Source organism: Vreelandella arctica (assembly GCF_037070215.1).
GTDB lineage: Bacteria > Pseudomonadota > Gammaproteobacteria > Pseudomonadales > Halomonadaceae > Vreelandella > Vreelandella arctica.
In genome coordinates this window covers 14188-39582 of the sequence record NZ_JBANSN010000011.1, presented here as the reverse complement: position 1 = coordinate 39582, position 25395 = coordinate 14188, and the positions used below count along the sequence as shown (strand labels likewise).

Below are 25395 nucleotides of genomic sequence, written 5' to 3'. Positions count from 1 at the left end.
TGTTAGTTGGCGGAAGTGGGGTGGCCGTAATCGGTCACTAGTATGCGGCGCAAGATCTTGCCGACCGGGGACTTGGGGATCTGGTCGATGAATTCGTAGCGGCGCGGCCGCTTGAAGCGAGCCAGACCCGAGGATACGCAGTGGGCGTCCAGCTCTTCCTCAGTAATCGGATGACGCAGCTTGATGAAGGCGACGACTAGCTTGCCCCATTGTTCGTCGGGTAGGCCGACCACGGCGACTTCCTCGACCGCAGGGTGCAGCGATAGGGCGTTCTCGATCTCCGCCGGGCTGACGTTCTCGCCACCAGTAATGATCAGATCGTCGACACGACCAGTCACGAACAGGTCGCCGTCCTCGTCGAAGAAGCCAGTATCGCTGGTGAAGTACCAACCCTCATGGATCGACTTGGCATCGGCGTCGGGCCGCTTCCAGTAGCCTTCGAAGGCCTCGTCGCTGGACAGGTCGGCGATGATCTGGCCTTCCTCGTTGTGCTTGCAGAGGTCGTCCGGCGATTCGCTGCCCAGCGCCACCACGCGAATGCGTTGGTTCAGCGCGCTGCGGCCAGACGAGCCAGGCTTGGCGCTGGCCTTCTGGTCGATGGTGAAGGTGTAGATTTCCGAGCTGCCATAGTGGTTGACGAACAGCTCCGGCTTGAACGCGGCCTCGACACGTTGCAGCAGCCCATCGCTCATGGCCGCGCCGGCGAAACCTAACTTGGTGACGCTGGCTACCCGCTCGGGGCTGAAGGCCGAATGTTCAATCAGCATGTGGTAGAGCGTCGGCACCAAGTACAGGTTGGTGATCTTCTCGCGCTCGATGGCGTCCAGCGTGGCTTCCACATCGAACTTTGGCACGCAGACGAAATGCCCGTCTAGCAATGCCATCGACAGTAGCGAACGCACGCCCATGGTGTGGTAGAGCGGCATCACGCCGAGGGTGCATTCCTCTTGGCTATACATGTTCTGCGCTAAGTGGGCGACCGCGGCGGCGCGTTCGGCGCGGTGGCGGCGCGGCACGCCCTTAGGCCGGCTGGTGGTGCCGGAGGTGTAGAGCATCAACGACCAGTCCTCGGGGTCGGCGCGCAGGATGATTTCGCTCGGCGTTTTGGCGCACAGTTCTTCGAAGCTGATCGCGCTATCGTTGCCCGGCTGGCCAACACTGACGCACTGCCAGGTGCTCCTGCCGCAACCGGCAACGGCTTCTTGGGCTGAATCGTCATGGATAACCACACGCGCTTCGGCGTCATTGGTGCACCAAGCGAGTTCGTCGGCGGAGGAGCGCCAGTTGAGCGGGGTCATTATGATACCGCTGAACTGGCAGGCCCAGTGCAGGGTCGCCATCTGCCAGCGGTTCTGCATCACCGCCACGAGGTGGTCACCTTTTTTCAGGCCGAGCCTTTCGAGGCCGTGCGCGGCACGCTGGATGTCGCTGAACCAAGCCTCGTAGCTCTTCTTCAGGTCGCCGTCGCTGATCGCTATGGCATTGGGGCGCCGCTCGACCGCGGCGAGAAAGCTGCGTCCAAGGTCAAACATCGTTGTTGTTCTCCACAAGTGTTTCTTGTCGTTGCTGCGCCACTTCTAGCACCGCCCGGACCATGCCGGTGTAGCCGGTGCAGCGGCACAGATGCCCGGAGAGCATGTCGCGAACTTGGGTTTCGTCCGGGCTCGGGACGCGCTCGAGGAATTCCACGCAGGACATCAAGATGCCCGCGGTGCAGAAGCCGCACTGCAGGGCGTGATGGCGGCTGAAGGCCTGCTGCAGGTCGTTCATGATGTTGTCGCGTGACAGCGACTCCACCGTGTCGATCCGGCGCTCGTGGGCCTGCACGGCGAGCATTAGGCAGGAGCGTGAGGCAACGCCATCGACCAGCACGGTGCAGGCGCCGCAGACGCCGTGTTCGCAACCGACATGCACGCCGGTGGTGCCCAATTCGTGGCGCAGGAAATCACACAGCTGCATGCGTGGCTCGGCGAGCCCTTCGCGTTGACGGCCGTTGAGTTCTATCTGTATGGGGAAGCGCTGATCAGCTCGCACGTGCATGGTCGTTGTCCTCGATCAGTTGTTGGCCCAGTTCCCGTACCAACTGGCGGCGGTAGGGTGCGCTGGCGTGCACGTCGTCTTGGGCGCCAAGCGACCAGGCCAGGGTATTGAGTGAATCCTTCAGTTCTGCCCCCAAGGGCAGGCGGCGCAACGTTGGCCGGTCGGCGACGCCGCCGACACCCAGGTCCACCTCGCCTTGGCGGATACAGGCGGCGAGCGCCACCAGGGCGAAGTCACCGTGGCGCATGGCGACCTCGTGGAAGCGGTAGATCACGTCGGCCTCACGCAGTGGAAATTGGACTTCCACGACCATTTCGTCCGGCCGCTTCTCAGTGGTTAGCACGCCTTGGAAGAACTCGGCGGCGGGAACCTCGCGGCGCTTGCCCTTGAGCGATTCGAGCACTACAGTGCCGCCCAAAGTGACCAGACACAGCGGAATTTCGGCGCTCGGGTCGGCATGCGCGACCGAGCCGCACACGGTGCCGCGATTGCGCGTCTGGAAGTGGCCGATCCAAGGCATCGCCTGGGCCAGCAGGGGGACTTCATCGACTAAGCTTGTACGGTCGAGCAGTTCGACCTGACGCACCGCCGCACCGACCTTAAGGCAGTTGTTTTCCACCTTCAGATAATGCAGATCGCTGGCCTGATTGATGTCGATCAGCACCTTCGGCTGGGCTAGGCGCATGTTCAGAACGGCCATCAGCGACTGGCCGCCGGCAATGATCCGGGCCTGCTCACCGTGCTCTGTAAGCTGCTGCAGGGCCTCGCGCTTGTTGGCCGCGCGGACGTAGTCGAATACGGCGGGTTTCATTTCGTACCTCCCATGCCGAGCAGGGCGCGCAGGCGCTGCCACAGGCTGGTGTCGATAGGCTTGCCGGAAAGCCGCTGGGCCAGACGGGTGAATATTTGGCCAATGATTACGCGCGAGGCGCTCTGCAACATGCGCCCGCCGACGGCGGCGACCTTACCGGTCACTGCGGCCTCATAGGCGTACTCCAACCGTGTATTCCCGTTCTCCAGCGCCACCAGATTGATCTTTGCGCTGCCGGTAGCCGAGCCCATAGGGCTGTTGCCGGAGCCGGACAGACGTAGCGAGTGCGGTGGATCGAAGTCGGTCAGGGCGACCCGTGCGGCGAAGCGCGCGCGGATCATGCCCACGCCGACGGTGACGTCGGCCCGGTAATGGTTTTCGCTTTCCAGTTCCAAGGCGTGGCAACCCGGGATGATGGCCTTCAGCGTCTCGGGGTCGAGGATGGCGTCGAATACCTGCTGCGGCGGTGCGGGAATCTCAACCCAGTCGTTAGCCTGCAGGGCCGAACCACCGGCTACCTTCGGTGCATCCATGACAAGACCTTCTGGCGCCGCCGGCTCGTCGATGCCGATCATTGAGCGAACCCGCGACGGCGTCAGAGGAAGCTTGATGTCAGAGCGGCCTAGCGCATCGGCTACGGCATTGGCGATGCACACCGGAGTGCTCATGTTGTTGCCTTCACCGACACCCTTGGACCCCAGCGGGGTGAAGGGCGAGGGAGTTTCCATGTGCAGGATCACCGGGTCGACTACCTCCGGTGCGGTCGGGATCAGGTAGTCGGCCAGGGTGCCAGAAAGGAAGCTGCCGTCCTCGCCGTAGGCAAACTCTTCCATCAGCGCCACGCCCAGCGCCTGGGAATAGGCACCGAGGATTTGTCCCTCGACCAGCATTGGATTGAGAATGCGCCCGGCGTCATGGGTAGTGACGTACTTGTCGATGCGTACCTGGCCGGTGACGCGATCGATCTCTACTCCGCAGAAATCGAGGATGAAGCCGTAACACAGAGAGCTGTTGATGCAGTCCTGGTCGTTCGGCGCCTCGAGTTGGGGAGGCGTCCAGAAGGCAGTTTCCCGCAGACCGCCCGTTTCGCCTTCCGGCAGCAGGCCCGGTGACCAGTGGGTGGTACCAGCCACACGATGAAAGGGCTGGCTAGGGCCGTTCTCTACGAAGATCTTGCCGTCGGCGAATCGGACGTCAGTGGAGGATACCTGCCACATGTCCGCGGCGATGGCGGCCATGCGTTCACGGATCTTCAAGGTGGCGTTATACACCGACCCGGCGACGGCGCCCGAGAAGCGGCTCGAGTAGTTGCCGGAGGCTATCGACCAGGCGTCCTTGCCGGTGTCCAACTCGACATTCACGCTGATGCTTTCCAGCTTCACACCTAGTAACTCGCTAATGATCTGCGCCACCACTGTTTGATGGCCCTGACCTTGCGGTGTCGAGGACACGTGAGCGGTCACGCTGCCGAGCGGGTCGACACTGACTGTGGCAGTGCTCACTGCTCCATTCTTCGGTCCAGCCTTCTGACGCTCTTCGGGCGTCATGGCGACGGTGATGTAGCCCATGTTGGAGATTGAGGGTTCCACCACAGCGGCATAGCCTATGCCATACAAACGTCCCTCGGCACGGGCCTGGTCACGGCGCTGTAGGAGCTCGTCGAGATTGCCTTTACGGCGCGCCAGTTCCACAGCAGCAGGATAGTCGCCGGAATCGAGCAGTGCGCCCGCTGCTGCGCGGTAGGGGAACACGCCAGCGGGAACCAGGTTGCGCTGGATGACCTCGAGCGGGTCGAGGCCGAGTTCTGCAGCGACGTGTTGCATCAGCCGCTCAAGGGCGAAATAGACCTGACCGCCCCCGAATCCGCGGTTCAGTCCGGTAGGCATTTTGTTGGTGAGCACCACCCGGTTGCGCACCGCCAGGTTTCGGATGGTGTAAGCGCCACTGAGATTACCGTGCATGCGGTAGAAGGTGGCTGGTTCAGGGGCCCGTAGGTAAGCGCCACAATCATCAATCTGGTCGTAGCGCAGGGCTGTGACGCGGCCATTGGCTTCCACTGCGGCCTCAATTTCGCAGACGCGGTTGGTGGCGCTGGAAGAGGCCTGTAGATGCTCGAGGCGATCCTCCACCCACTTCACCGGAGCACCGACCTTGCGCGAGGCCAAGCCCATCAGCACCACATAGGGGAACACCCCCTGCTTGATGCCGAAGCTGCCACCGGAATCCGGCGGGGTACGCAGGCGCAGGCGGTTGGCCGGCACGTTGAGTGCCCGGCACATTACCGAGTGCAGCGCGTAGGGGCCCTGGAAATTGGCCATTACATCATAGGTTTCCGAGGCTGGCAGGTACTGCGCCAGTACCACGTAGCATTCAATCGGCGTGCAGGAGTTTCGCGGGTACTGAACCTTCAGTGTGATGCGGTGTGGCGCTTCGGCGAAAGCCCGCTCCGGGTCGCCGTAGCGGAAGCTGCGTTCGTTTACCACGTTGCTGCCTACGGCTTCGTGCAGAATCGGCGCATCATTTAGGGTGGCCGCTTCGGGGTCGATGATTGGTGTCAGCGGCTCGTATTCGACCTGAACGGCATCCAGAGCATCCTCGGCTAGGTAGCGGTCGTCGGCAATCACTACGCAGACCGGTTCGCCAACGTAGCGCACCTTGTCGACAGCCAGAGGCCAATGCTCCATAGGTGCTCTGACGCCCACCGGAAACGGGTTAGACCAGCGCTTGACGTCATCGCCAGTGAGCACACCATGTACGCCTTTCATAGTCAGAGCGCGTGAGGCATCCACCGAACGGATACGGGCGTGGGCATGGGGAGAACGGACAACAGCGGCTTGCAGGGTCCCTGGTGGTGTCGCCATGTCGTCAGCGTAGCGACCTTGGCCTTGAAGCAGAGCTGCGTCCTCGACTCGAGCCTGACGACTTCCGATGTGACCGATGGTGGCTTCGGCAATACTTTTTTGCATATTCATGGCGAGCTCTTGTTTTTATGCACGAAAATTTAAAGCTAATTCTCGCCAATTACCCGGCGCGACGCTTTGCCTGGAAATATGCATTCATGCCTTAGAGTCTGGTTATTTGCCCTGGAGTCTTATAGTACGGTGAGCGTACTAGCCTTCCTCAGCAATAGTCAGTCTCAATACTGAGTCTAGGAGCTATCCAATACGCTAATGCAAGGCATTTTCCCTAATCCATTATGGCCGCATCAAAGAAGCGATTCATGCGTGTCGGTGCATCTGGGCAAGCGTCCCAGATGCTGGCTATGGCCAGTGGGAGCTGGCGACAGATGATCTGCTGAGTGTTTATGAAGCGGCTGGCGGTATTTCCATCGCCTAACTGACGAGGCCCGCCCGAGAGGTGCGCTATGAACCCAAGACGAAAAGAGAAACGCCCTATGAATGGCAGAGACCCCAACTTCTGGCATGGGCTGCTGGATTTTTTTGCCCATCACTTTGGTGGCCATGCTTACGTTCACGATGGGCTTTATTCGTGGTGTTCACCGAGGGCGGTAGCCTGAAGAAGTCACTACTTGGCGCGGTGATGTGCATGATTTTGGCAACGCCGCCGGGGATTCGAGGTGTAGTTCCCCATTTCGAGCATGACGGTCGCAGCTAACAGGCCGAAATACAGTAAAGAATGGCCGGTTTTGTTCCAGCGTCCACCGTCTCGGCAGCTTCCGCCCTGGCCAGAAAGGGTGGTCAAATAGCGTACTTAGGTGATTCGATATAACTTGACTCGGGTACCCTTAGTGTTGGTAAGTGCTAAGGGCATTTATGTGGCTTTGCGAGATGATTGCCTCCCCGCATCCAAAATATTATTAGCTGAGCTCCCCGAACTCAATCTTGCCTAGTACATCCCTCACCATTTCGCGGCCAGCGAAGGTATCGAAAATATCGATGGGCTGAGACCCATTCAGCGCTCGAACCTCGCTGTGCAGCCACTCCTGGGCGCTATCACGATCACCTAAGACCTTTCCGGCTTCGACATATAGCTTCAGTGTATCCAGCACTTCCTCGCTCTGAGCACGGCCCAGGGTCTTACGCTTGTACAAGCGATGCAGGTTTCCTTTTTTGACAGGACTCGACCATAGAGAGGGTAATGCAAACATGGTTACGGATATTAATAGAGGCTTACTGAAAAGGTCATTTGGCACTTCCAGCCTTCCGGTTAGGCTCCGTATGAATAATCCGCCGGGTCTGAATAGGCGCTCGTACAGTTGCGAGGTGAAGTCCATGTTGACCGCATGGGAAGGACTTGGTTCGACGACGCTTTGGCGATACCAGTCCGGCGGCACCGCTCCCGTGAGGAATCGCTATACCTTTGGGTGCTCCTCACTAATAAGAAGGTTTCGATAGCGAAAGCGCCTGAATATTGCTCCTTCGGCTCTACATACTCGCAAGCATGCCGCTTAATAAGAGGGCTGCTCGACTTCACTAATAAGCCGAACTGGCTTAAGTTAATGGGGCTTGAACATGTATGGGCTGATAGCCGGCTGGGGAGTGGCAAAGAAAGTGCCGACGCGGAGCTGCCGGCTAGGGGGGAGCTGTTGTTCAACGGTTCAGGAAAGACGTAGATTCTTTCTAATAGTATAGCAACGCTTGTATCTGCGGTTTTTTATTATTCGTGTGATTGGTTATCATAACAGGGTATGAACTATGATTTGGCAAAAACAGATAACTCTTGATGAGCTTGGCTTGAGTGCAAAGGAGACCCTAATAAGTCATCTCGGAATTGAATTCACTAAAATTGGGGATGATTCTCTTAGTGGAAGGATGCCAGTAGATGCAAGAACCATTCAGCCTGCCGGCATACTGCATGGTGGTGCATCGGTAGTACTTGCTGAAACCCTAGGTAGTATAGCTGCTAACTTCTGTCTGAAAGACTGCAGCAAGATCGCCGTTGGCCAGGAGATTAATGCGAACCATGTGAGGCCAATGCAGTCTGGCTGGGTCTATGGAACAGCGAGGCCGCTACATATCGGCGGATCTACTCAGATATGGGAAATACATATCAAAAATAACGATGAAAGGTTGGTTTGCGTTTCTAGGTTGACCATGGCCGTTATCAATAAATGGTAAACGCATGTTCCGTTGTCCATCCTACTGTCGAGGGTCAACATGCATGACAGTTTGCTTTTGATGGCTCTGCTCGATGCTCGATAGTGTTCAGCAGTTTCATGGGGCCGACCAGAGCGTTCTCGCTGCCGCCGGTCATATCAGGCTCGCGGCATCCAGCCTCGCATCGCTCGCCGGGGCATAGAGGGTGATCAACGACTCGGACGCCATCGCTGGCTTGTCGAGAGAACCTTTGTCTGGCTAGGTTGAGTGAGACGATGGCGATACTCTATCAGCGTCGTGTCGATATTCATTATGCCTTACGCTGCTGGGATGCTCGCTGTTCTGTCTGAACAAGCTTCGAGGCAGGTTTTGAAAAGCATTGTTAACCCGACTCAGTAAGAATCAGGCATCGATCCAAGCGAAGACGATATGCTTAGCTTTCATCTGGAAATGTCATATTTTTCAGCGGTTCGCACCCTAGGTGTGAAACAGTTTCCAAAACTATCTTAGCAACCCTCGACAGCCTTCTTCGATTCGCACGCCTGCCAGTCGGCAGTGCTCGCCGAGCGCAGTGAAGGTCAATTGCCTTCTATTAATGTGTTGAACCACCCTGTCGCGGCGCGTTGTGTCTGGGGGCTATTGCACGGATCAGACTCTCGGGAAAATCTCAGTACAATTCGGGAAGTTCTCATTTTGTGAGGCAAGGCTTCCCCACGTGTGCTCCTTAGACTCCCTTACAGGTGGTCGGCCTTCATGACGCCACCAAGGAGGAGAGCATGACCGCGCCTGAGCCAACCGGACTTAATAGTAAGCGCAGCAACTTTATTGGCAAGAGCCAAGCTCGCGTCGAAGACGAAGCCCTGCTGAGGGGGCTTGGACGCTATGGTGGTGATCTCGCTACACCTCCGGGTACCTTGCATGCTGCAGTGTTGCGCTCACCGCATGCCCATGCACGGCATACTTGGTCAACCACCCCCAAGCTCTAGACATACCTGGTGTGCACGGCGTGTTGATAGGGGAATATGTCAAGCGCTGGGCGGCTCCATTTGCTGTTGGTGAACCGCCCCGGTTATTCCGGAGACCGGACTTGACCCGCAACACCTGGAACTCGAGCTGACCGAGAGCATGCTCATGGAGGATGTCGATACGGCGGTCGCAACGATGACGTGCCTCAAGGATTACGGCGTGAGCATCGCGGTGGATGACTTCGGCACCGGGTATTCCGGCCTGAGCTACCTGAAGCGTTTCCCGATCGATACGCTTAAGATCGACCAGTCGTTCGTCCGCGAAATCACAAGCGATCCGGCCAGTGCCGCGATCGCCGACGCCATCATCGCCATGGCTCAGCGCCTGAACTTGGATGTTATAGCCGAGGGCGTGGAGACACCGGAACAGTGCCGATTGCTGCGTGAAAGCGGATGCCGGTATATGCAGGGTTACCTGTTCGCAAGGCCGGTGCCGACAGAGGATCTAACTAAACTGTTGCGTGTGGGGCACGTCGGCAGGCACCTCTGACGCGGTTTGTGTTGATGCGGCTTGTTCGAACACGGCCAGCAGTAAAAAAGAACCAGGGTATGGAGTTGGTGCTGGCGGTTCATTCGCCCGGGATGGCGGGGCCCTGCTGCTGCTTGCCGCCTTGCTTTCAGTCTACCTCGGGCTATACTTATTTAATCTTCTCCCGGGCTCTGCCCCCTCCCAAGTTTTACTGGGCTCCGCCTCTTCTCCAAGGCTTAGCGGTTCCTATATGACTGTTGTAAGCCATACAACGGTACAAAGGAGGGATCATGAACAAGAGTCCAGAAAAATCGCAGCAAATATCATGCGATATCTGCCAACAACGCCCTGCGGCTCTGCAGGTAACCGTTTCACAGGCCGGACGCAGACGCACTCTCAACGTATGCCAAACGGATTATTTGCGCCTGAGAGCACGAAGTGCCTCTCCGTTTGAATCCCTATTTGGAAGCGGGCTGCTCGCCGACGATTTCTTCGAGCGGCTGGCGCGAGACGAGGATTTCGGCTTTGGCAGGGTCGCCAGCCGAGAGAACGGTCGGCCGCAGGATAGCGAATCGGTCGCCCTCGGTGACTTACTTAGCGAGCAAAGCGAGCAGATTCTGCAGCAAGCCGCGGCTACAGCGACGGAGTGGGGTTCGCAGCTGATTGATACCAGCCACCTGCTTTACGCGCTGGCCGATAACGATGTGGTGCAAGCGCTCCTCAAGCGATACCAGCTATCGGCCAAGGACCTCAAGGCCCAGATTGAGCAACTGACACCCAAAGCTGCGAGCGAACCTGAAACGGACGGGCCTACAAAGATCGGAGTTTCCCCACGAGTGAAAGCCGCGCTACAGCGCGCCTTCCAGGCGTCGAGAGACCTCGGGCATGGCTATATTGGTCCCGAACACCTTCTGATCGGTCTGTCCGAGGAGGAGGGGCTGGCCAGCGACTTGCTGAACCGTTATGGCCTCTCAGCACACGGTCTTCGGCAGAAGGCTGTGCAGGTGGTCGGAAAGGGGGCACAGGAGGGGCGACTGCCGGAGCAAAGCGACACGCCCACCCTGGACAAGTACAGTCGGGATCTTACGGCATTGGCTAACGAGGACAAGCTGGACCCGGTGATCGGGCGAGCGGCCGAGGTCGAGACCCTGATCGAGGTTCTTTCCCGGCGCCGCAAGAACAACCCCGTTCTTATCGGTGAACCGGGCGTCGGCAAGACCGCCATCGTCGAAGGGCTGGCGCAGCGAATTGTTCACAACGAAGTGCCGGACCTGTTGCAGAACAAACGGGTGGTTGAGCTAAACATCAATTCGCTGGTGGCGGGTTCCCAATATCGTGGTCAATTCGAGGAGCGGATCAAACAAGTCCTCGACGAGATTACGTCCCACCAAAACGAGATTGTGCTGTTCATCGACGAGCTGCACACCATTGTCGGCGCCGGATCGACCGGGGGCGAAGGCGGGCTGGACGTCGCGAATACCCTCAAGCCCCAACTGGCGCGTGGCGAACTGCATTTGGTCGGGGCGACCACGCTGGCCGAATACCAGAAGCACATTGAAAAAGACGCAGCGCTAGAGCGGCGGCTGCAACCGGTGTTCGTCGCCGAACCAACGATTGACCAGACCATCAATATACTAAGGGGGCTCAGGGATCGACTGGAGGCTCATCACAAGGTGACGATCACCGACGAGGCGATTGTCGCTGCAGTGGAGATGGCCGACCGCTACGTCACCAACCGGTTCCTGCCGGATAAGGCCATTGACCTGATAGATCAGGCGGCTGCCCGGGTACGAATCGGTGGCACTTCGCGGCCGCCGGAGCTTCACGAGCTCGGTGCACAGATCGACCAGCTGCGGCGTGAGCGTGACTACGCATCCAACCGCAAGAATTTCGAGCGCGCGAGCGCGCTGGAAGCTCGTATCGAAGAACACCAGGGCGACTATGACCAAGGCCTGGAGGAATGGAACACGACCCGGAGCACTAGCGCTAACCAGGTGGGCGTCGAGGATGTGGCACAGATCGTTTCGCGCCTGACCGGCGTTCCGGTGGCAGAGCTCACCACGGAGGAGCGCACCAGGCTGATGGAGATGGAACAGCGTCTGCATCAGCGGGTCGTCGGTCAGGACGAGGCAGTAAGAGCCATATCCGATGCCGTGCGTTTGTCTCGCGCCGGGCTGGGCGACCGTCGCCGTCCCATCGCAACCTTCTTCTTTCTCGGACCCACGGGCGTGGGAAAGACAGAGCTGACCAAAGCCCTTGCGGAAACAGTATTTGGTGATGAGGAGGCGATGATCCGCGTTGACATGAGCGAGTACATGGAGCGGCACACGGTCGCGCGCCTTATTGGGGCGCCTCCCGGGTACGTCGGGTTCGAGGAGGGGGGCAGCTTACCGAAAGGGTACGCAGAAAGCCGTACAGCGTCGTTCTGCTTGACGAGTTCGAGAAAGCACACATGGATGTCCAGAATGTGTTGCTGCAGGTCTTCGAGGATGGGCGGCTCACTGATGGCAAGGGGCGTGTGGTGGACTTCACCAATACCATCATAATAGCCACAAGCAATATCGGTTCTGATCTCATCCGGGAAAACCTCGAGGCCCCGGAGGACGAGCGCAAGGACGCCGCGGAATTGAAGTCGGAACTGTTGAACGTGCTCCGTCGTTATCTCCGCCCGGAGTTCATCAACCGCATCGATGAGATCATTGTATTCCACGCACTCGACCGCAAACAGATCCGTGACATCGTAGGTATGCAGCTCGAGCGCGTGAAGCGTATCGCGCACGGACAGGGCTTGACGGTGGAGTTCGACGACTCGCTCATCGACCATTTGGCGGATGTCGGCTACCGGCCAGAGTTCGGTGCGCGCGAACTTCGTCGCCAGATCCGATCCCTGATCGAGACGCGCCTTGCGAGTGCCGTATTGCGCGGCGAAATAGAGGAAGGCGATAGCCTGCGCTTCATCTACGACAAGGATCGAGGTGAAATCCATTGGGAGAAGGAAACAAAGGTGCCTGCCACCGAACCGGAGTGACGAAGCCGCGCGGGCGGCGGACAGGAGGGCATGATACATGTCCAGAGGAAAGCCCCTACAAGGGGGTGGCGGTAGTAGGTCGCGCCGCGTAGGTTCCGCACTCGCTGGACGGTTCTCAGAGACACGCCTTGCTTGGCCGAACATGTCCTACTACCAGCGCTTCGAGCAGATTGTGGCGATAATTCTCACGCTGCTGCTCAGTCTCGTGGTCGCGGTGGCTCTCGTCCATCTGACCTGGCGCATCCTCACGCTGATTGTGCTTGGTGTTGTCGATCCTGCCAACCAATCTGTCTTCCAAGTGGTCTTCGGCATGGTCATGACGTTACTGATTGCCCTGGAATTCAATCATTCCGTGCTGAGTATAGCCGAGCGTCAGAATAGTATCGTGCAAATCAAGACCGTCCTGCTAATTGCGCTCCTCGCTCTGGTTCGAAGGTTCATTATCCTCGATGCCACAAAGATCGACCCCATGACTCTGCTGGGGCTGAGCGCGGCGATTCTGGCTCTCGGCGCAATCTACTGGCTGGTGCGAGAGCAGGAGGGGAGGCAGAAGCGCGAATAGTGAAGAGGCTAGCGGGAGGGTCGTTACGAGAGTGAGGTGCGCGCGAATCATGACACCATGATGCTCAGTGAGTATCAACCCGGGTCGGGTAGGCTTGTCGCACTCGACTGTACCGCTGTATCCCGCGGCCTTGCAGCGGGAATAAATGGAGGAAAGGGCATGTTTACTCCGAATTCCATTCCCTATCAGCAACAAGCTGGCTTTCAGCGCACCTATCGCCAAGGCCGCCTGAGCCTGGGCCTTTTCTTCCCTCTCGAAGCCTTTACCGGCGATATGCCAACTATGGCCAACCAGGTAAGCTTGGCCCAACTTGCCGAACAATTGGGTTTCTCTGCCCTCTGGTTTCGCGACGTGCCGTTACGCGATCCCAGCTTCGGTGATTCCGGTCAGGTGTTCGATCCCTGGGTCTACCTGGGTTTTATGGCCGCACACACTCGCTCGATTGCGCTGGGTACCGCCTCGGTCATCCTGCCAATCCGTAATCCCCTACACACTGCCAAGGCCGCAACGAGTGTTGATCAGCTCAGTGGTGGCCGTCTGTTACTCGGCGTGGCTTCCGGTGACCGTCCAGTAGAGTTCCCAGCATTCGGTGTCGACCCGGAGCAACGCGGCAGCCTCTTCCGCGAATACCTCAAGGTATTTCGCGAGGTTCAGCGCAGCAGTTTCGTACCTATAACCTGGTCCGGCGGCACGCTTCAAGGAGCTGATCTGATTCCCAAGCCAACCACAGCGGAAATTCCATTCTTCGTGACCGGCCATAGCCGCCAGACGCTGGAGTGGATCGCCCGCTACAGTCATGGGTGGATCAGTTATCCGCGACCCCCGAAGGCCCAGCAAGCGGTTGTCGAGAGCTGGCGCACGGCGGTTCGTGATGAATGTGGCGAGCTGTTCAAACCCTTCACCCAGTCACTTTACCTCGACCTGACAGATAACCCGCAGACACCCCCACGGCCGATCCACTTGGGGTATCAACTGGGACGGCATCACCTTATTGCGCTGCTCCACAGTTTGCAGAAGATCGGCGTAAACCATGTGATTATCAATTTGAAATACGGCCAACGCCCCGCCGGTGAGGTGATTGAGGAAATCGGGCAATTCGTTTTACCTGACTTCGCCATGTCGACATAAGCCGGTCAGATACTGTACGGAGGAGGCCGTCGCCAGGTGGTCAACACCTAACCGAAGAAGGCCAGGGTGCGAACCTCGATACTCTCGCGAGGCGGGGCTCCTGGCGGCGTATGGGGGTCCTGGAAGGCGGTATGGGGAGTGAAGCGGGCACGGCCGTCGTGGCGTGAGTCATACCCTTTGATTAGCAAGGCTTCGTCACGGCGCATGTCCGGAAAATAGTACCAGCGCTGGCGCGGATTGTAGGCCAAGTGGTAGATCTCACCGATACGGTCCGGATAGATCAGGTCGGTGGCCAGCAGGTCATCGGGGTCGAGCGTCGATGCGTCCAGCAGGGCCAGCGGCGAACGCTTGACGGGCCCGCTTATCGGGCGCCAGAGGTTGATCTGAGCGACTGGCACCGCTGCCAGCGCGTCGGCCTGTTCGCTGCCCAGCACGTCGCGGATACGTTCAAGCCCCGAGCGCTCGGTGTAGTCATTATGCACGCGGCTGGCCGGGCCGCGAATGCCCCGTTGCTCGGCATCGCTACGCCGGGTGTGGTCGAAGATGACGACCCGGCTCGCCCCCGTCAGTTCTTTGATCAAAGCCTCGACTTCGGCGTAGTAGACGCTTTCCACCAACGTATCGTCGTAAAGGTCGTCGACCACCGTATCCCGCCGATGAAGTTCGAACCCCTGCTTGTCCAAAGATAGGCTGTCTACCAGTGGTCGGCCGTTGTATATCGTGACATCGCGCTCCTCCTGTTCTGCAAAGTAGCGCGGTTCACTTTCACCGGTCAGGGCTTCGGTATGCACATAGGGCTTCGCGTCGTGCTTGACCAGATAGGTGAGCGTCGTGGTAATGCTGTCGGGCATATCAGTCGTGCGCTGCAAGCAACACCTCCCGATCCGCTGAGCGCGTCCAGAGTGGTGTCACCGTGGAGTCGCGATAGCTAGTGTAGGTTTCTTCACTACCAAGTATAGGCCATCAGACGGGAACTTTCCCTGCCTTGACCCTGTTCTTTGGCAAATGTTACGTCGCGTTGTAATCGCTCACTGGGTTTACCTTCGCGTAGTGGGCTATAGTGTTACTAGAGTTCCACTCTGTATTTCCTTTACCCGTCAACCTGAGGTCATTATGGCCGAGTCGACCCACAATCCGAACGGTCAGCCGGCCTCAACCGACACCGTGTATGGAATGCCGGCCTATGCCGATAGGGCGGCGGCCGTGAACGAAGTGCATGCACGCCCACACCTCATGATTCAGGCCCCGAGGCAGATGTCCGAGCCGCCTGGCCAGCGGCACCGCGATGACCGCAGCCACCAGGTATATAAACGCCTGAACAAAGTAGTCAGTCATCAGTTATGTCCTTGGAGTTATGATGATTTCTGGTGTACGAGGAGATAGGTGGATGGCGTATCCTGTTGATTGATCACGACCAAGATCTCAATCAACAGAAGGTGATACGCCATGACCAAGTCTACCCTGAGAGCTCTTTCACAACCAGAAGAACAGGTGACAGATCCGCTGACAGAGTTGCTGCGCAACGGTGCCCGCGAACTGATCGCTTAGGCCGTAGAAGCTGAACTTCAGGTGTTACTGGAGCAGCATGCTGAACATCGACTGCCGGATGGCCGCAAGGCCGTGGTGCGCAATGGCTATTTGCCAGAGCGCACGGTCCAGACGGGTACCGGCGATGTCGAGATCAAGGTGCCGAAGGTCAGGGATCGTAGCGGTTCCGGCGTCCGCTTCAACAGCTCTCTGTTGCCGCCGTACCTGAAGCGCGCCCGGAGTGTCGAAGAGCTGCTGCCCTGGCTGTATCTGAAGGGCGTGAGTACGGGCGATTACCAGGATGCGCTGTCCGCGTTGCTGGGCGATCAGGCCAAGGGGCTTTCCGCCAATACCATCAGTCGGTTGAAGCAGCACTGGATTGACGAGCACCGCGGCTGGTGTCAGCGTGATCTTAGCCAGAAGCGGTATGTGTACTGGTGGGCGGATGGCATCTACAGCAACGTACGCATGGATAATCGCCTCTGCCTGCTGGTGATCATCGGCGTCACAGAGCACGGCCGCAAGGAGCTGGTCGCCGTTGAGGACGGCTTTCGCGAGTCAGAAGCCAGTTGGTCAGAGCTGCTGCTGGGCCTGCGTGAGCGAGGCCTGACGACAAGTCCTAAGCTGGCGGTCGGTGACGGTGCTCTTGGGTTCTGGAAAGCAGTGGCCAAGTGTTACCCCGATACCCGTCATCAGCGCTGCTGGGTGCACAAGACAGCCAATATCCTGTCTGCACTGCCGAAGTCCGTTCAACCCAAGGTGAAGGCGGCACTGCATGATATATGGATGGCAGAGACACAGGACGAGGCACACAAAGCCTTTGACCGGGCGCTGGTTCGCTTCGAGTCGAAGTATCCTGGTGCCATGGAGCGCCTGCGCAAGGATCGGGAAGAACTGCTGGCGTTCTACGACTTCCCGGCAGAGCATTGGGTTCACATCCGGACAACCAATCCGATCGAATCCACGTTCGCGACTGTCCGGCTGAGAACCAAACGAGCGCGAAACTGCGGCTCGCGAGAGACCACGCTGGCGATGGTCTACAAGCTGCTGGAGTCAGCCCAGAAGAACTGGAAGCGGATCAAAGGATTTAATCTGCTGACTCTCGTGGTCAACAACGTGAAGTTCAAGGACGGCGAACAAGTACAGGATCAATCAGACAGGAACGTGGCCTGATGTCCGTACACCAGATTTGACAATAACTCCGATAATCCGTTTGCAGAGTCACTGTTCCGAACCTGCAAATATCGGCCGGACTGGCCATCAGCAGGCTTTAAAAGCCTTGATGAAGCAAGGGGATGGGTGCTGAAGTTTACGCGGTGGTACAACTACGAGCATAAGCACAGTAAGTTGCGGTTCGTCACGCCACATCAGCGCCATACAGGGCAGGATGTTGCGATACTGGCTCAATGCAAAGAACGAATTGAAGCCGCTAAAGCAGCTAACCCAAGTCGTTGGGGAAACCGCGAGGTTAGGAACTGCACACCAGTGGGACCGACAACGCTGAATCCTGAAAAACAGCAGACTAAACAGATAGAAAAAAAGGCCGCTTAAAACGGTCAATGGTGACAACTAACTTGAAAAACGCCGCTCAACTAGCCAAGATAGTTGTCATCAACAGGTCATCCTAATTGTCGCAAGCACCCAAATGGCCTGAACATTTGGCGAACTAAGCTACTCGGCCCGCGCTAACTCCCGTGCCAGGAACGGAGCGGTTCGGCTGCCAGACTTTCGGGCCACCTGCTGAGGGGAGCCCGCCACCACGATGCTGCCGCCGGCAGCGCCCGCGCCTGGCCCTACGTCGATCACCCAGTCGGCTTGGGCCACCGCACGCATGTCGTGCTCGATCATCACTACGGTATTGCCGGCATCGACCAGGCGCTGCAACTGCACCAGCAGCCGGTCGGCATCCGAGGCGTGCAGCCCGGTGGTCGGCTCGTCGAGCACGTACAGGCTTCGGCCGCGCTGGCTGCGCTGAAGCTCGGTCGCCAGCTTGATGCGCTGCGCCTCGCCACCGGAAAGCTCGGTGGCCGGTTGCCCCAGGGGCAGATAGCCCAGTCCGATGTCGCGCAGCAGTTGCAGGGGCCTTGCCACCGCGTCTTCACCCGCGAAGAATTCGCTGGCCTCGTCCACGGTCATCTGCAGCACCTCGGCGATGTTGCGCCCGTTCCACTGCACCTTCAGCGTGGCCTCGTTGTAGCGCGCGCCATGGCAGGCCGGGCACGGCGCGTACACGCTGGGCATGAACAGCAGTTCCACGCTAACGAAACCCTCGCCCTCGCAAGTCTCGCAGCGCCCCTTGGCGACGTTGAACGAGAACCGTCCGGCATCATAGCGGCGGCGTCGGGCATCGGGCGTGGCGGCGAACAGCTTGCGCACATGGTCGAACAGACCCGTGTAGGTAGCCAGGTTCGACCGCGGCGTGCGCCCGATCGGCTTCTGGTCTACCTGCACCTGGCGCTGTATGGCGTCCACGTCGCCCGCCAGATGGCCGCCGGTCGCTTCGACCACTGCCGGCCCTTCGCTGGTGGCGCTTTCGGCGGCATCGTCTTCAGGCTCGTGGCCCAGGTGCAGCAGCACCAATTCCGGCAGGGCCTGCGCGATGAGGCTGGATTTGCCGGAGCCAGAGATGCCGGTAACGGCTGTCAGCACGCCCAGCGGAATGCGCGCATCCACGCCATGCAGGTTATGGCGGTGGATGCCCTGCAGCTCCAACCAGCCGGTTGCTTCGCGTGCTCGGCTTCCGGGTGCGGGAATTTCGTCGAACAGGTAACGTGCAGTACGCGATTCGGCAATCTTGCGCAGCCCATCCGGCTCGCCGCTGTAGAGCACGCGGCCGCCACGCTCCCCGGCATCCGGCCCGACATCCACGAGCCATTGCGCGCGGCGCATCAGGTCCAGGTCGTGCTCCACCACAAACACCGAGTTGCCCGCGTCGCGCAGCCGGTCGAGTGCATCGTACAGGGCCTGGCTGTCGGAGGGATGCAGGCCCGCCGAGGGTTCGTCGAGTACGTACACGACGCCGAACAGCAGGGAACTTAATTGCGTGGCCAACCGCAAGCGTTGCAACTCGCCGGCCGAAAGCGTCGGCGTGGCCCGGTCCAGCGTCAGGTAGCCCAGGCCTAGCTCGCGCAGTTGGTGCAGGCGCGCCATCACGCCTCCAGCCAGGCGCTGCGCGGCGAGGCGCTTTTCTTCCGACAGCGCGGAGGTATGGCGCACGTCGGGCGATACCGCATGGACCGCATGGCCGGTGGCAGCGCGTTCGGCACGCTCGCGCCGGGTCGATTCCTTGTCTGTAGCCGCACCCGCTGCATGGGCGCGGAAATCGCCCTGTGCGATGGGTTCGAGCAATGCCGCCAAGTGGTCCAGCGGCATCTGCATAAACGCGCCGATGTCCACCCCAGCGAAGGTAACCGACAGCGCTTCGGGCTTGAGCCTCTTGCCGTGGCAGGTAGGGCACGGTTTGCCCTCCATGAACCGGGATACGCGCTTTCTCATCAGCGCGCTCTGGGTATTGGCAAAGGTGTGCAACACATACCGCCGGGCGCCGGTGAAGGTGCCCATGTAGCTCGGCTCCATCTTGCGTTTGAGCGCGGTGCGGGTTTCGGCAGGCGTGAAACCGGCGTACACCGGCACCGTTGGTGTTTCCTCGGTGAACAGAATCCAGTCGCGATCCTTTTTTGGCAGGTCCTTCCACGGCCGGTCAACGTCGTAGCCCATGCTGACCAGGATGTCGCGCAGGTTCTGGCCCTGCCAGGCGGGTGGCCAGGAAGCAATCGCCCGCTCACGGATGCTCAGGGAGGGGTCGGGCACCATGTTCGCCTCGGTCACCTCGTACACATGACCCAAGCCGTGGCAGGTCGGGCACGCCCCCTGCGGCGTGTTCGGCGAAAAATCCTCGGCGTAGAGCATCGGCTGGTTGGCGGGATAGGCGCCGGCGCGCGAATACATCATCCGCACCAGGCTGGACAGGGTGGTCACACTGCCCACGGAGGAACGCGCATTGCTGGCCCCCCGCTGCTGCTGCAGCGCCACCGCTGGTGGCAGGCCGTCGATCGCATCTACGTCCGGCACGCCCGCCTGGTCGATCAGGCGCCGTGCATAGGGGGCCACCGACTCAAAGTAGCGTCGCTGCGCCTCAGCATAGATGGTGCCGAAGGCCAGCGAGGACTTCCCGGAGCCGGAGACACCCGAGAACACCACCAGCGCATTCCGCGGGATAGAGACGTCCACCTCTTTGAGGTTGTTCTCACGCGCGCCACGCACCTGCACGAGGCCGCTGGCCGCAGCGGTACAAGAGGATTCACCGAAAGAATTGCTTGGCATGTTGTTCTCCTCTGTTCAAACGGACGGCGCAGCTATCCCGTGCCAGGACGGCAGCTCGTCAGGAAGGTTTCTCTTCCGCCGCCGTGTCGCTGTGGGCGTGTCTTATCCTGCGGACGATCCACCAGATCGTCAGCATCACCGCAGGTACCAGAACCGCCATCACCTGCGCCACGCTGTCGTGAACGAGCGGAATGCCCTTGAGCAGGTAGCCGAGAAGACTCACGACGTAATAAGAAATTGCCGCGACCGACAGGCCTTCGACGGTTTGCTGAAGGCGCAATTGCAACTTGGCCCGGTTATTCATCGAAGCCAGCAGATCGCGGTTCTGGCGTTCAAGTTCGACGTCGATCCACGAACGCAGCAACGCGATGGCTCGGGTCAGTTTGTCGGAGAGCTTGGCCTGGCGCTCCTTTACGGATTGGCACTCCCGCATGGCTGGAGCGATGCGACGCTGCAGGAAATCCGCCCAGGTGCTGTATCCGGATACGGCCACTTCTGAAAGCGCAGCCAGCCTTTCCTCGACGATCTCGTAGTAGGCACGGCTGGCGCCGAAGCGATAGAGATTTGCCGCGATGCCAGCTTCCAGTTCGGCGGCCAGACCTGTCAATTCGGAAAGCAGCACGTCGCTATCGCGGCGTTCTACCAAATTCGTACACATCTCGTCAGTGATCGCAGCAAGCCGCGACTCCATGTGTCGCAGCTCCGACGTCATCGATCGCGTCAACGGCAGAGACAGCAACGCCAAGGTACGGTACGTCTCGATCTCCAATAGAAGTTGAGCCAGCGCACCTGCCCGCGCCGGGGTCAAATCACGAGCAAGGATGAGGATCTGCGTCAGGCCATCCTCATCCTGTCGGAAGTCGGTCAAGATGGCGGCAGAGCCGTTCTCTACCAGCGAGTAGCACAGGCTGGCAGGATCGAAGCGATCAGCCTCCTTCTCCGTTTCTGGTATCCACGGAAGAAGTCTCAAGCGGATGCCGGATATGACCGGGCCCGGAGGAACAAATCCATGTTTGAAGGGATTTTCTCCGCAAGGCTCTCCCGTCTTGGAATCCAGCGAAGCGCACCAGAGATACGTGGAGAACTCGGTGTGCTTTTCACAGTGAAGGTCTCCCTCATCCCATGTCATGCCGTGTAGCGGCGTAGCGTGGTCGGGCTCGGCAACGCCCAAGCGATGAGACAACTCGCTCATCGCCATCTGATCCCTGGTCTGGTCACCTTCGGTCATGAAAGCGAGCTGCAATATACCGCGGGGGGCCTCAAGCAACAGATGCGGGCGCGCATGCACTTCACCCACGGCTGCAGCACGATCGGCATAAGCCGGCATGCCGTACACGGTGGCGGTTGGGGTGGGTTGTACGGTCATCGTATTGATATTGGCCGGCTCTTTCATAACGACCTCATTTCTCATTGGTTGAAAAGCACGCTTCAAAACAAATGCCCGCAGCCATGTGTTTCGCACATGGCTGCGGGCCGATCTTCATGAGCAGGCACCGCGTTACACAGTCCGTCTAACAGGCTCACCGTATAATAGAGGCTTGTGCTGACCCTGTCAGAACGCTCTCAGCTTCCTTGCTTTCAGACGAAGGTGTACGAGCAGATCTTGTTGCCCGCCGGATCACGCAGGTAGGCCGCATAGGCACCCGGCAGGTGACCACGTGCGCCAGGCTGGCCCTCGTCAGTGCCGCCTGCGGCAAGGCCGGCGGCGTGGAAGGCATCCACTTCAGCGGGAGTGGCGGCCGCAAAGCCGATCGTCACGCCGTTGCTGGAAGGCGCTTCACCATTGCCCGGGCGGGCGATGATGAAAGCCGGCTTTTCGCGACCGAAAAGTACCCATCCGTTGTTGAAAGGACCGAGGTTCTTGATGCCAAGAGCACCCAGAGCGGCGTCGTAGAACGCGACCGACTTCTGAAGGTCGGCAGCGCCGATAAAGATGTGCGAAAAGATGCCATCGCCAGAAATGACAGGAGTGGACATGATTAATTTCCTTGGTGGTTGGTGTTGAATGGGTAGTGGGCGGTCAGTAGTGGATCACCGTGCGAATCGACTTGCCTTCATGCATCAGGTCGAAGGCCTTGTTGATGTCGTCGAGGCCCATGGTGTGGGTGACGAACGGGGCGAGATCGATCTCGCCTTTCATTGCGTCCTCCACCATGCCGGGAAGTTGAGTGCGGCCCTTGACCCCGCCGAAAGCCGAGCCCTTCCAGGTGCGACCGGTGATCAACTGGAACGGGCGCGTCGAAATTTCCTTGCCTGCACCAGCCACGCCGATGACGATCGACTGGCCCCAGCCACGATGTGCTGCTTCCAGTGCCGAGCGCATCACGTTGACGTTGCCGATGCACTCGAAGGTGTGATCGACACCCCAACCGGTCATCTCGATGAGAACCTCGTGAATCGGCTTGTCGAAGTCCTTCGGGTTGAGGCATTCGGTCGCGCCGAAGGTACGAGCCAGCTCGAACTTCGCTGGATTGGTGTCGATGGCGATGATGCGACCTGCCTTGGCCTGGCGTGCCCCCTGAATCGCAGCGAGCCCGATACCGCCGAGGCCGAAGATGGCCACAGAGTCACCCGGCTGAACCTTGGCCGTGTTGTGAACAGCGCCGATGCCGGTGGTCACACCGCAACCCAGCAGGCAAACATGCTCGGGATTGGCGTCCGGGTTGATCTTGGCCAGCGAGACCTCGGCCACCACGGTGTATTCGGAGAAGGTCGAGCAGCCCATGTAGTGGTATATCGGCTGGCCGTTGTAGCTGAAGCGGGTAGTGCCATCGGGCATCACGCCCTTGCCTTGGGTGGCGCGCACCGCCACGCACAGGTTGGTCTTGCCGCTCTTGCAGAACAGGCACTCACCGCACTCGGCGGTGTACAGCGGGATCACGTGGTCACCCGGCTTGACCGAGGTCACGCCCTCGCCGACCTCGACCACGATGCCGGCCCCCTCATGGCCCAGCACCGCCGGGAACACGCCTTCCGGGTCCTCGCCCGACAGGGTGAAGGCGTCGGTATGGCAAACGCCGGTATTCGTGATCCTGACAAGCACCTCGCCCTTGCGCGGCGGCTCGACGTCGATCTCGACGATTTCCAGTGGCTTTCCAGGCCCGAAGGCAACTGCTGCACGTGATTTCATGATGTCGCTTCCTTTACTAGCTAACTAAGTTTTCCCTCACCGAGGGTACCCTGGCGCCTCTACCGCAGGTAGGAGCGGACGATGGAGATGGTCTCGTCAATGGACTTGTTCTGCGAATCGCTCCTGATTTCGCTACTGGGAAACTCTTCCCTTAGATAGCTCTCCAGAACCGTTGCCATCAATCCGTTGACAGCTCCACGAACAGCCGCAAGCTGCTGAAGAATTGCAGGGCATTCAGCACCTGCATCGAGCGCTTGCTTCTTTTCTTCCGGGCCATGTGGCACTCACCGCTTTTCACTCCAGATAAGCGGGGCCTGACGCCGAAGAGACAGGCCCTCAACTCATTAGAATTCCTGCACGGTTGGGCGCAGAACGATCTCGTTAATATCCACGTCAGCAGGCTGCTCAATTGCGAAGGCGATAGCTCGCGCGACGGATTCGGCGGGAATTGCATGCTTGTAGAAATCCACCACGAAATCGCGGCTCTGTTGGTGGGTGCTGCCGAATTTCAGTTCGGAGTCCACGGCGCCCGGCTCGATAGTCGTGGTGCGGATGCTGCCACCGACTTCGTGACGCAGTCCTTCGGAGATAGCCCGCACAGCAAACTTGGTGCCACTGTACACGGTGCCACCCGGGCTGAACACCTTCACGCCTGCAACCGATGCGATGTTGATGAAGTGACCACTGTTTTGTTTCTGGAAGACTGGCAATGCAGCCGCGACTCCGTACAGCAGACCCTTGATGTTAATATCGATCATGCGATCCCACTCGTCAGTGCGAGTATCGCTGAGCGGTGCAATCGCCATCAGTCCGGCATTGTTGATCAGTACATCAATGCGACCGTAGGTGTCCACGGCACCTTGAATGAGTGTTTTGACCTCTTCCTGAGAGGTGACATCGGTCTGATACGCGATTGCCTGACCACCTGCATTGGTCAGCTCAGCCACCAATGCGTCGAGTTTATCTTTGCGGCGTGCAGCCAGCACTACGCGAGCGCCAAGCGCAGCAAGGTGGCGTGCAGTAACCTCACCCAGGCCGCTACTGGCACCGGTGATAACGACAACTTTTCCAGAAATGTTATTGCTCATGCTAAGAACCTCATCGGTGGTTTTATACTTCGCCATGGTTGGTTAACCTGGCAGTGCGCAAACTTTAGACCCATGATTGATCTCAATAAATGGAAATGATTGGATTATGCTATTCCTGAAAATGGAATAAATGGGAGGGGCAACATGCTTAACCGCATGGAGATGGTCAGGATTTTTTGCACAGCAGCAGAGGCAGGTAGCTTCCGCGAAGCGGCAACTCGATTAGGCATCTCCCCACAAGGGGTGACTCGAGCCATTCAAGCCCTGGAAACTGAGCTTGGCGAATCACTGTTCCACCGCAATACCCGCCAGGTGAGCATCACTGCTTTCGGTCAGGATTACGCCAAAGATGCCAGGTCAGCTCTGGATCATTTCGATACGCTATTCCGGTCGCACAGGACGGAGCCTGAGCTGTCAGGTAGGGTGGGGATTACGGCGCCACATGCTATTGGCAGGCGCTTCCTAATACCGTTTCTTCAGCCCCTGGCCGCTGCACATCCTGACCTGCAATTCGATCTCCGCTTGGAAGATCAGATGACTGATGCCGTTGAAGCGCATATCGATATTGGTATCCGGGTGGGGGTTATTCGCGACCGGCGCTACGTTGCACGTGCCTTAGCTCCCGTGCCGTTTTACGTTGTCGCGTGCCCGTCTCTCATAGGCCAAAAGACACCACCTGAATCTTTGGATGCCTTAGCTAAGCTGCCACTTTCAGTCCTGATCGACCGGAAAAATGGCCGCCCTTGGCCTTGGCTATTTGCCGACGGGCAAACGTTCGCGCCCAGGCAGCCAGCGCTTATCTGTGATGATCCAGATACGGAATTGGAAGCCACCCTGGCAGGCATGTGTTTTGGCCAAATTCCTGCCTATCTGGCTGAGCCTCATCTGCGGTCAGGAAAGCTGGTTGCCGTTTTGGCTGATCACGCTCCAGCACCATGGGATCTGTTCATATACCGCCCGCAGCAGGGTCCTGTATCGAAGCGGGTGCGATTGGTGTACGACCACCTTAAGCAGGCTTTCTCAAACCCCAGGCTATTTCCCCAGGGCCTGGGGGAATAGCCTGAGACTCATAGACAACCCTGGTGCGAAGCACGGCGCGTTCCCAGCTGATCCAGAAGTGAGCTGCAAGGGCGTGAAAATATGCATACGTGCCGGAAATAATAGCGACATATTGACATATATAGATATTGCGAATAGCCTTGACTCG

General features: G+C 58.9%; 21 protein-coding genes and 4 pseudogenes. 12 read left to right on the top strand and 13 right to left on the bottom strand.

All coding sequences use genetic code 11. From position 1 onward, the window contains the following. Positions 1–2: 2 nt before the first annotated feature. From V8L70_RS11850 to V8L70_RS11835, 4 genes are read right to left on the bottom strand one after another with little or no spacing between them, the layout of a single operon-like run. On the bottom strand, positions 3–1532 hold the full coding sequence (locus V8L70_RS11850) for an AMP-binding protein (protein WP_336269449.1): 1530 nt from the start codon (positions 1530–1532) through the stop codon (positions 3–5). Next, complete coding sequence (locus V8L70_RS11845; RefSeq protein ID WP_176305018.1) at positions 1525–2040, bottom strand: (2Fe-2S)-binding protein; 516 nt, start codon at positions 2038–2040, stop codon at positions 1525–1527. Before V8L70_RS11845 ends, V8L70_RS11850 begins: the two co-directional genes overlap by 8 nt. Next, positions 2024–2851: an FAD binding domain-containing protein gene (locus V8L70_RS11840; RefSeq protein WP_176305019.1), complete on the bottom strand. Its 828-nt coding sequence runs from the start codon at positions 2849–2851 to the stop codon at positions 2024–2026. Before V8L70_RS11840 ends, V8L70_RS11845 begins: the two co-directional genes overlap by 17 nt. Next, positions 2848–5823, bottom strand: a complete 2976-nt coding sequence (locus V8L70_RS11835) for a xanthine dehydrogenase family protein molybdopterin-binding subunit (RefSeq protein ID WP_336269448.1) — start codon at positions 5821–5823, stop codon at positions 2848–2850. The genes V8L70_RS11840 and V8L70_RS11835 overlap by 4 nt, the downstream gene beginning before the upstream one ends. A 211-nt stretch (positions 5824–6034) precedes the next feature. Between V8L70_RS11835 and V8L70_RS22995 the strand changes: the two are divergent. Both V8L70_RS22995 and V8L70_RS11830 read left to right on the top strand, forming a co-directional pair. Beyond that, positions 6035–6187, top strand: a pseudogene (locus V8L70_RS22995) (glycoside hydrolase); the annotation flags it as partial. A 58-nt stretch (positions 6188–6245) separates the two neighbouring features. Continuing rightward, positions 6246–6368, top strand: coding sequence for a hypothetical protein (locus V8L70_RS11830; protein ID WP_269801108.1), 123 nt, complete (start codon positions 6246–6248; stop codon positions 6366–6368). Positions 6369–6376: 8 nt separating this feature from the next. Here the strand turns inward: V8L70_RS11830 and V8L70_RS22915 are convergent, their stop codons facing one another. Further along, positions 6377–6553: an RES domain-containing protein gene (locus tag V8L70_RS22915; RefSeq protein WP_422822711.1), complete on the bottom strand. Its 177-nt coding sequence runs from the start codon at positions 6551–6553 to the stop codon at positions 6377–6379. A 115-nt stretch (positions 6554–6668) separates the two neighbouring features. Then, positions 6669–6902, bottom strand: coding sequence for an MbcA/ParS/Xre antitoxin family protein (locus V8L70_RS11825; RefSeq protein ID WP_157826556.1), 234 nt, complete (start codon positions 6900–6902; stop codon positions 6669–6671). 604 nt (positions 6903–7506) lie between these two features. Between V8L70_RS11825 and V8L70_RS11820 the strand changes: the two genes are divergently transcribed. The 7 genes and pseudogenes from V8L70_RS11820 (at position 7507) to V8L70_RS11795 (ending at position 14120) form a co-directional block, all read left to right on the top strand. Then, positions 7507–7929 carry a hotdog fold thioesterase gene (locus V8L70_RS11820; protein ID WP_022523788.1) on the top strand — a complete coding sequence of 141 codons (423 nt, stop codon included), beginning with the start codon at positions 7507–7509 and terminating at the stop codon, positions 7927–7929. A 755-nt stretch (positions 7930–8684) separates the two neighbouring features. Continuing rightward, entirely contained in the window at positions 8685–8894 is a 210-nt protein-coding gene (locus V8L70_RS11815; RefSeq protein ID WP_198556110.1) for a hypothetical protein, read from the top strand. An 85-nt stretch (positions 8895–8979) separates the two neighbouring features. Further along, positions 8980–9423 (top strand): EAL domain-containing protein, encoded by a 444-nt coding sequence (locus V8L70_RS11810; RefSeq protein WP_082116891.1) that lies wholly within the window; start codon positions 8980–8982, stop codon positions 9421–9423. 269 nt (positions 9424–9692) lie between these two features. Next, a pseudogene (locus V8L70_RS11805) lies at positions 9693–12040 on the top strand (ATP-dependent Clp protease ATP-binding subunit); the annotation flags it as partial. Positions 12041–12148: 108 nt separating this feature from the next. Continuing rightward, entirely contained in the window at positions 12149–12430 is a 282-nt protein-coding gene (locus tag V8L70_RS22910; RefSeq protein WP_431313219.1) for a hypothetical protein, read from the top strand. Between the two features lie 142 nt (positions 12431–12572). Next, on the top strand, positions 12573–12992 hold the full coding sequence (locus tag V8L70_RS11800) for a phosphate-starvation-inducible PsiE family protein (RefSeq protein WP_101147050.1): 420 nt from the start codon (positions 12573–12575) through the stop codon (positions 12990–12992). 159 nt (positions 12993–13151) lie between these two features. Then, on the top strand, positions 13152–14120 hold the full coding sequence (locus V8L70_RS11795) for an LLM class oxidoreductase (protein ID WP_101146953.1): 969 nt from the start codon (positions 13152–13154) through the stop codon (positions 14118–14120). A gap of 47 nt (positions 14121–14167) precedes the next feature. On the opposite strand, the gene V8L70_RS11790 is transcribed toward V8L70_RS11795, so the two are convergent. Then, entirely contained in the window at positions 14168–14989 is an 822-nt protein-coding gene (locus V8L70_RS11790) for a CmcJ/NvfI family oxidoreductase (protein ID WP_101146952.1), read from the bottom strand. A 577-nt stretch (positions 14990–15566) separates the two neighbouring features. On the opposite strand from V8L70_RS11790, the pseudogene V8L70_RS11785 reads away from it, so the two are divergent. Together V8L70_RS11785 and V8L70_RS11780 are read left to right on the top strand one after the other, a co-directional pair. Continuing rightward, positions 15567–16820, top strand: a pseudogene (locus V8L70_RS11785) (IS256 family transposase). A gap of 24 nt (positions 16821–16844) precedes the next feature. Next, a pseudogene (locus V8L70_RS11780) lies at positions 16845–17198 on the top strand (integrase core domain-containing protein); the annotation flags it as partial. Positions 17199–17318: 120 nt separating this feature from the next. On the opposite strand, the gene V8L70_RS11775 reads toward V8L70_RS11780, so the two are convergent. From V8L70_RS11775 to V8L70_RS11750, 6 genes are all read right to left on the bottom strand, one after another. Continuing rightward, complete coding sequence (locus V8L70_RS11775) at positions 17319–19970, bottom strand: excinuclease ABC subunit UvrA (RefSeq protein WP_101146950.1); 2652 nt, start codon at positions 19968–19970, stop codon at positions 17319–17321. A 58-nt stretch (positions 19971–20028) separates the two neighbouring features. Then, positions 20029–21363 carry a DUF3422 family protein gene (locus V8L70_RS11770; RefSeq protein WP_101146949.1) on the bottom strand — a complete coding sequence of 445 codons (1335 nt, stop codon included), beginning with the start codon at positions 21361–21363 and terminating at the stop codon, positions 20029–20031. A 185-nt stretch (positions 21364–21548) separates the two neighbouring features. Beyond that, complete coding sequence (locus V8L70_RS11765) at positions 21549–21947, bottom strand: VOC family protein (protein ID WP_101146948.1); 399 nt, start codon at positions 21945–21947, stop codon at positions 21549–21551. Between the two features lie 43 nt (positions 21948–21990). Then, positions 21991–23100: an S-(hydroxymethyl)glutathione dehydrogenase/class III alcohol dehydrogenase gene (locus tag V8L70_RS11760; protein ID WP_003291553.1), complete on the bottom strand. Its 1110-nt coding sequence runs from the start codon at positions 23098–23100 to the stop codon at positions 21991–21993. Between the two features lie 59 nt (positions 23101–23159). Continuing rightward, positions 23160–23384 (bottom strand): metal-sensing transcriptional repressor, encoded by a 225-nt coding sequence (locus V8L70_RS11755; RefSeq protein WP_012218028.1) that lies wholly within the window; start codon positions 23382–23384, stop codon positions 23160–23162. A gap of 60 nt (positions 23385–23444) precedes the next feature. After that, entirely contained in the window at positions 23445–24224 is a 780-nt protein-coding gene (locus tag V8L70_RS11750) for an SDR family oxidoreductase (protein WP_232774929.1), read from the bottom strand. Positions 24225–24332: 108 nt separating this feature from the next. Here V8L70_RS11750 and V8L70_RS11745 point away from each other — a divergent pair, with 108 nt between their 5' ends. Continuing rightward, positions 24333–25247, top strand: coding sequence for a LysR family transcriptional regulator (locus V8L70_RS11745; protein ID WP_101146947.1), 915 nt, complete (start codon positions 24333–24335; stop codon positions 25245–25247). Positions 25248–25395: the final 148 nt, after the last annotated feature.

Coding starts and splice junctions, on each gene's coding strand:
- V8L70_RS11850 (WP_336269449.1), bottom strand. CDS start 1,532: ATGTTTGACCTTGGACGCAGCTTTCTCGCCGCGGTCGAGCGGCGCCCC.
- V8L70_RS11845 (WP_176305018.1), bottom strand. CDS start 2,040: ATGCACGTGCGAGCTGATCAGCGCTTCCCCATACAGATAGAACTCAAC.
- V8L70_RS11840 (WP_176305019.1), bottom strand. CDS start 2,851: ATGAAACCCGCCGTATTCGACTACGTCCGCGCGGCCAACAAGCGCGAG.
- V8L70_RS11835 (WP_336269448.1), bottom strand. CDS start 5,823: ATGAATATGCAAAAAAGTATTGCCGAAGCCACCATCGGTCACATCGGA.
- V8L70_RS11830 (WP_269801108.1), top strand. CDS start 6,246: ATGAATGGCAGAGACCCCAACTTCTGGCATGGGCTGCTGGATTTTTTT.
- V8L70_RS11820 (WP_022523788.1), top strand. CDS start 7,507: ATGATTTGGCAAAAACAGATAACTCTTGATGAGCTTGGCTTGAGTGCA.
- V8L70_RS11815 (WP_198556110.1), top strand. CDS start 8,685: ATGACCGCGCCTGAGCCAACCGGACTTAATAGTAAGCGCAGCAACTTT.
- V8L70_RS22910 (WP_431313219.1), top strand. CDS start 12,149: ATGCAGCTCGAGCGCGTGAAGCGTATCGCGCACGGACAGGGCTTGACG.
- V8L70_RS11800 (WP_101147050.1), top strand. CDS start 12,573: ATGTCCTACTACCAGCGCTTCGAGCAGATTGTGGCGATAATTCTCACG.
- V8L70_RS11795 (WP_101146953.1), top strand. CDS start 13,152: ATGTTTACTCCGAATTCCATTCCCTATCAGCAACAAGCTGGCTTTCAG.
- V8L70_RS11775 (WP_101146950.1), bottom strand. CDS start 19,970: ATGCCAAGCAATTCTTTCGGTGAATCCTCTTGTACCGCTGCGGCCAGC.
- V8L70_RS11770 (WP_101146949.1), bottom strand. CDS start 21,363: ATGAAAGAGCCGGCCAATATCAATACGATGACCGTACAACCCACCCCA.
- V8L70_RS11765 (WP_101146948.1), bottom strand. CDS start 21,947: ATGTCCACTCCTGTCATTTCTGGCGATGGCATCTTTTCGCACATCTTT.
- V8L70_RS11760 (WP_003291553.1), bottom strand. CDS start 23,100: ATGAAATCACGTGCAGCAGTTGCCTTCGGGCCTGGAAAGCCACTGGAA.
- V8L70_RS11750 (WP_232774929.1), bottom strand. CDS start 24,224: ATGGCGAAGTATAAAACCACCGATGAGGTTCTTAGCATGAGCAATAAC.
- V8L70_RS11745 (WP_101146947.1), top strand. CDS start 24,333: ATGCTTAACCGCATGGAGATGGTCAGGATTTTTTGCACAGCAGCAGAG.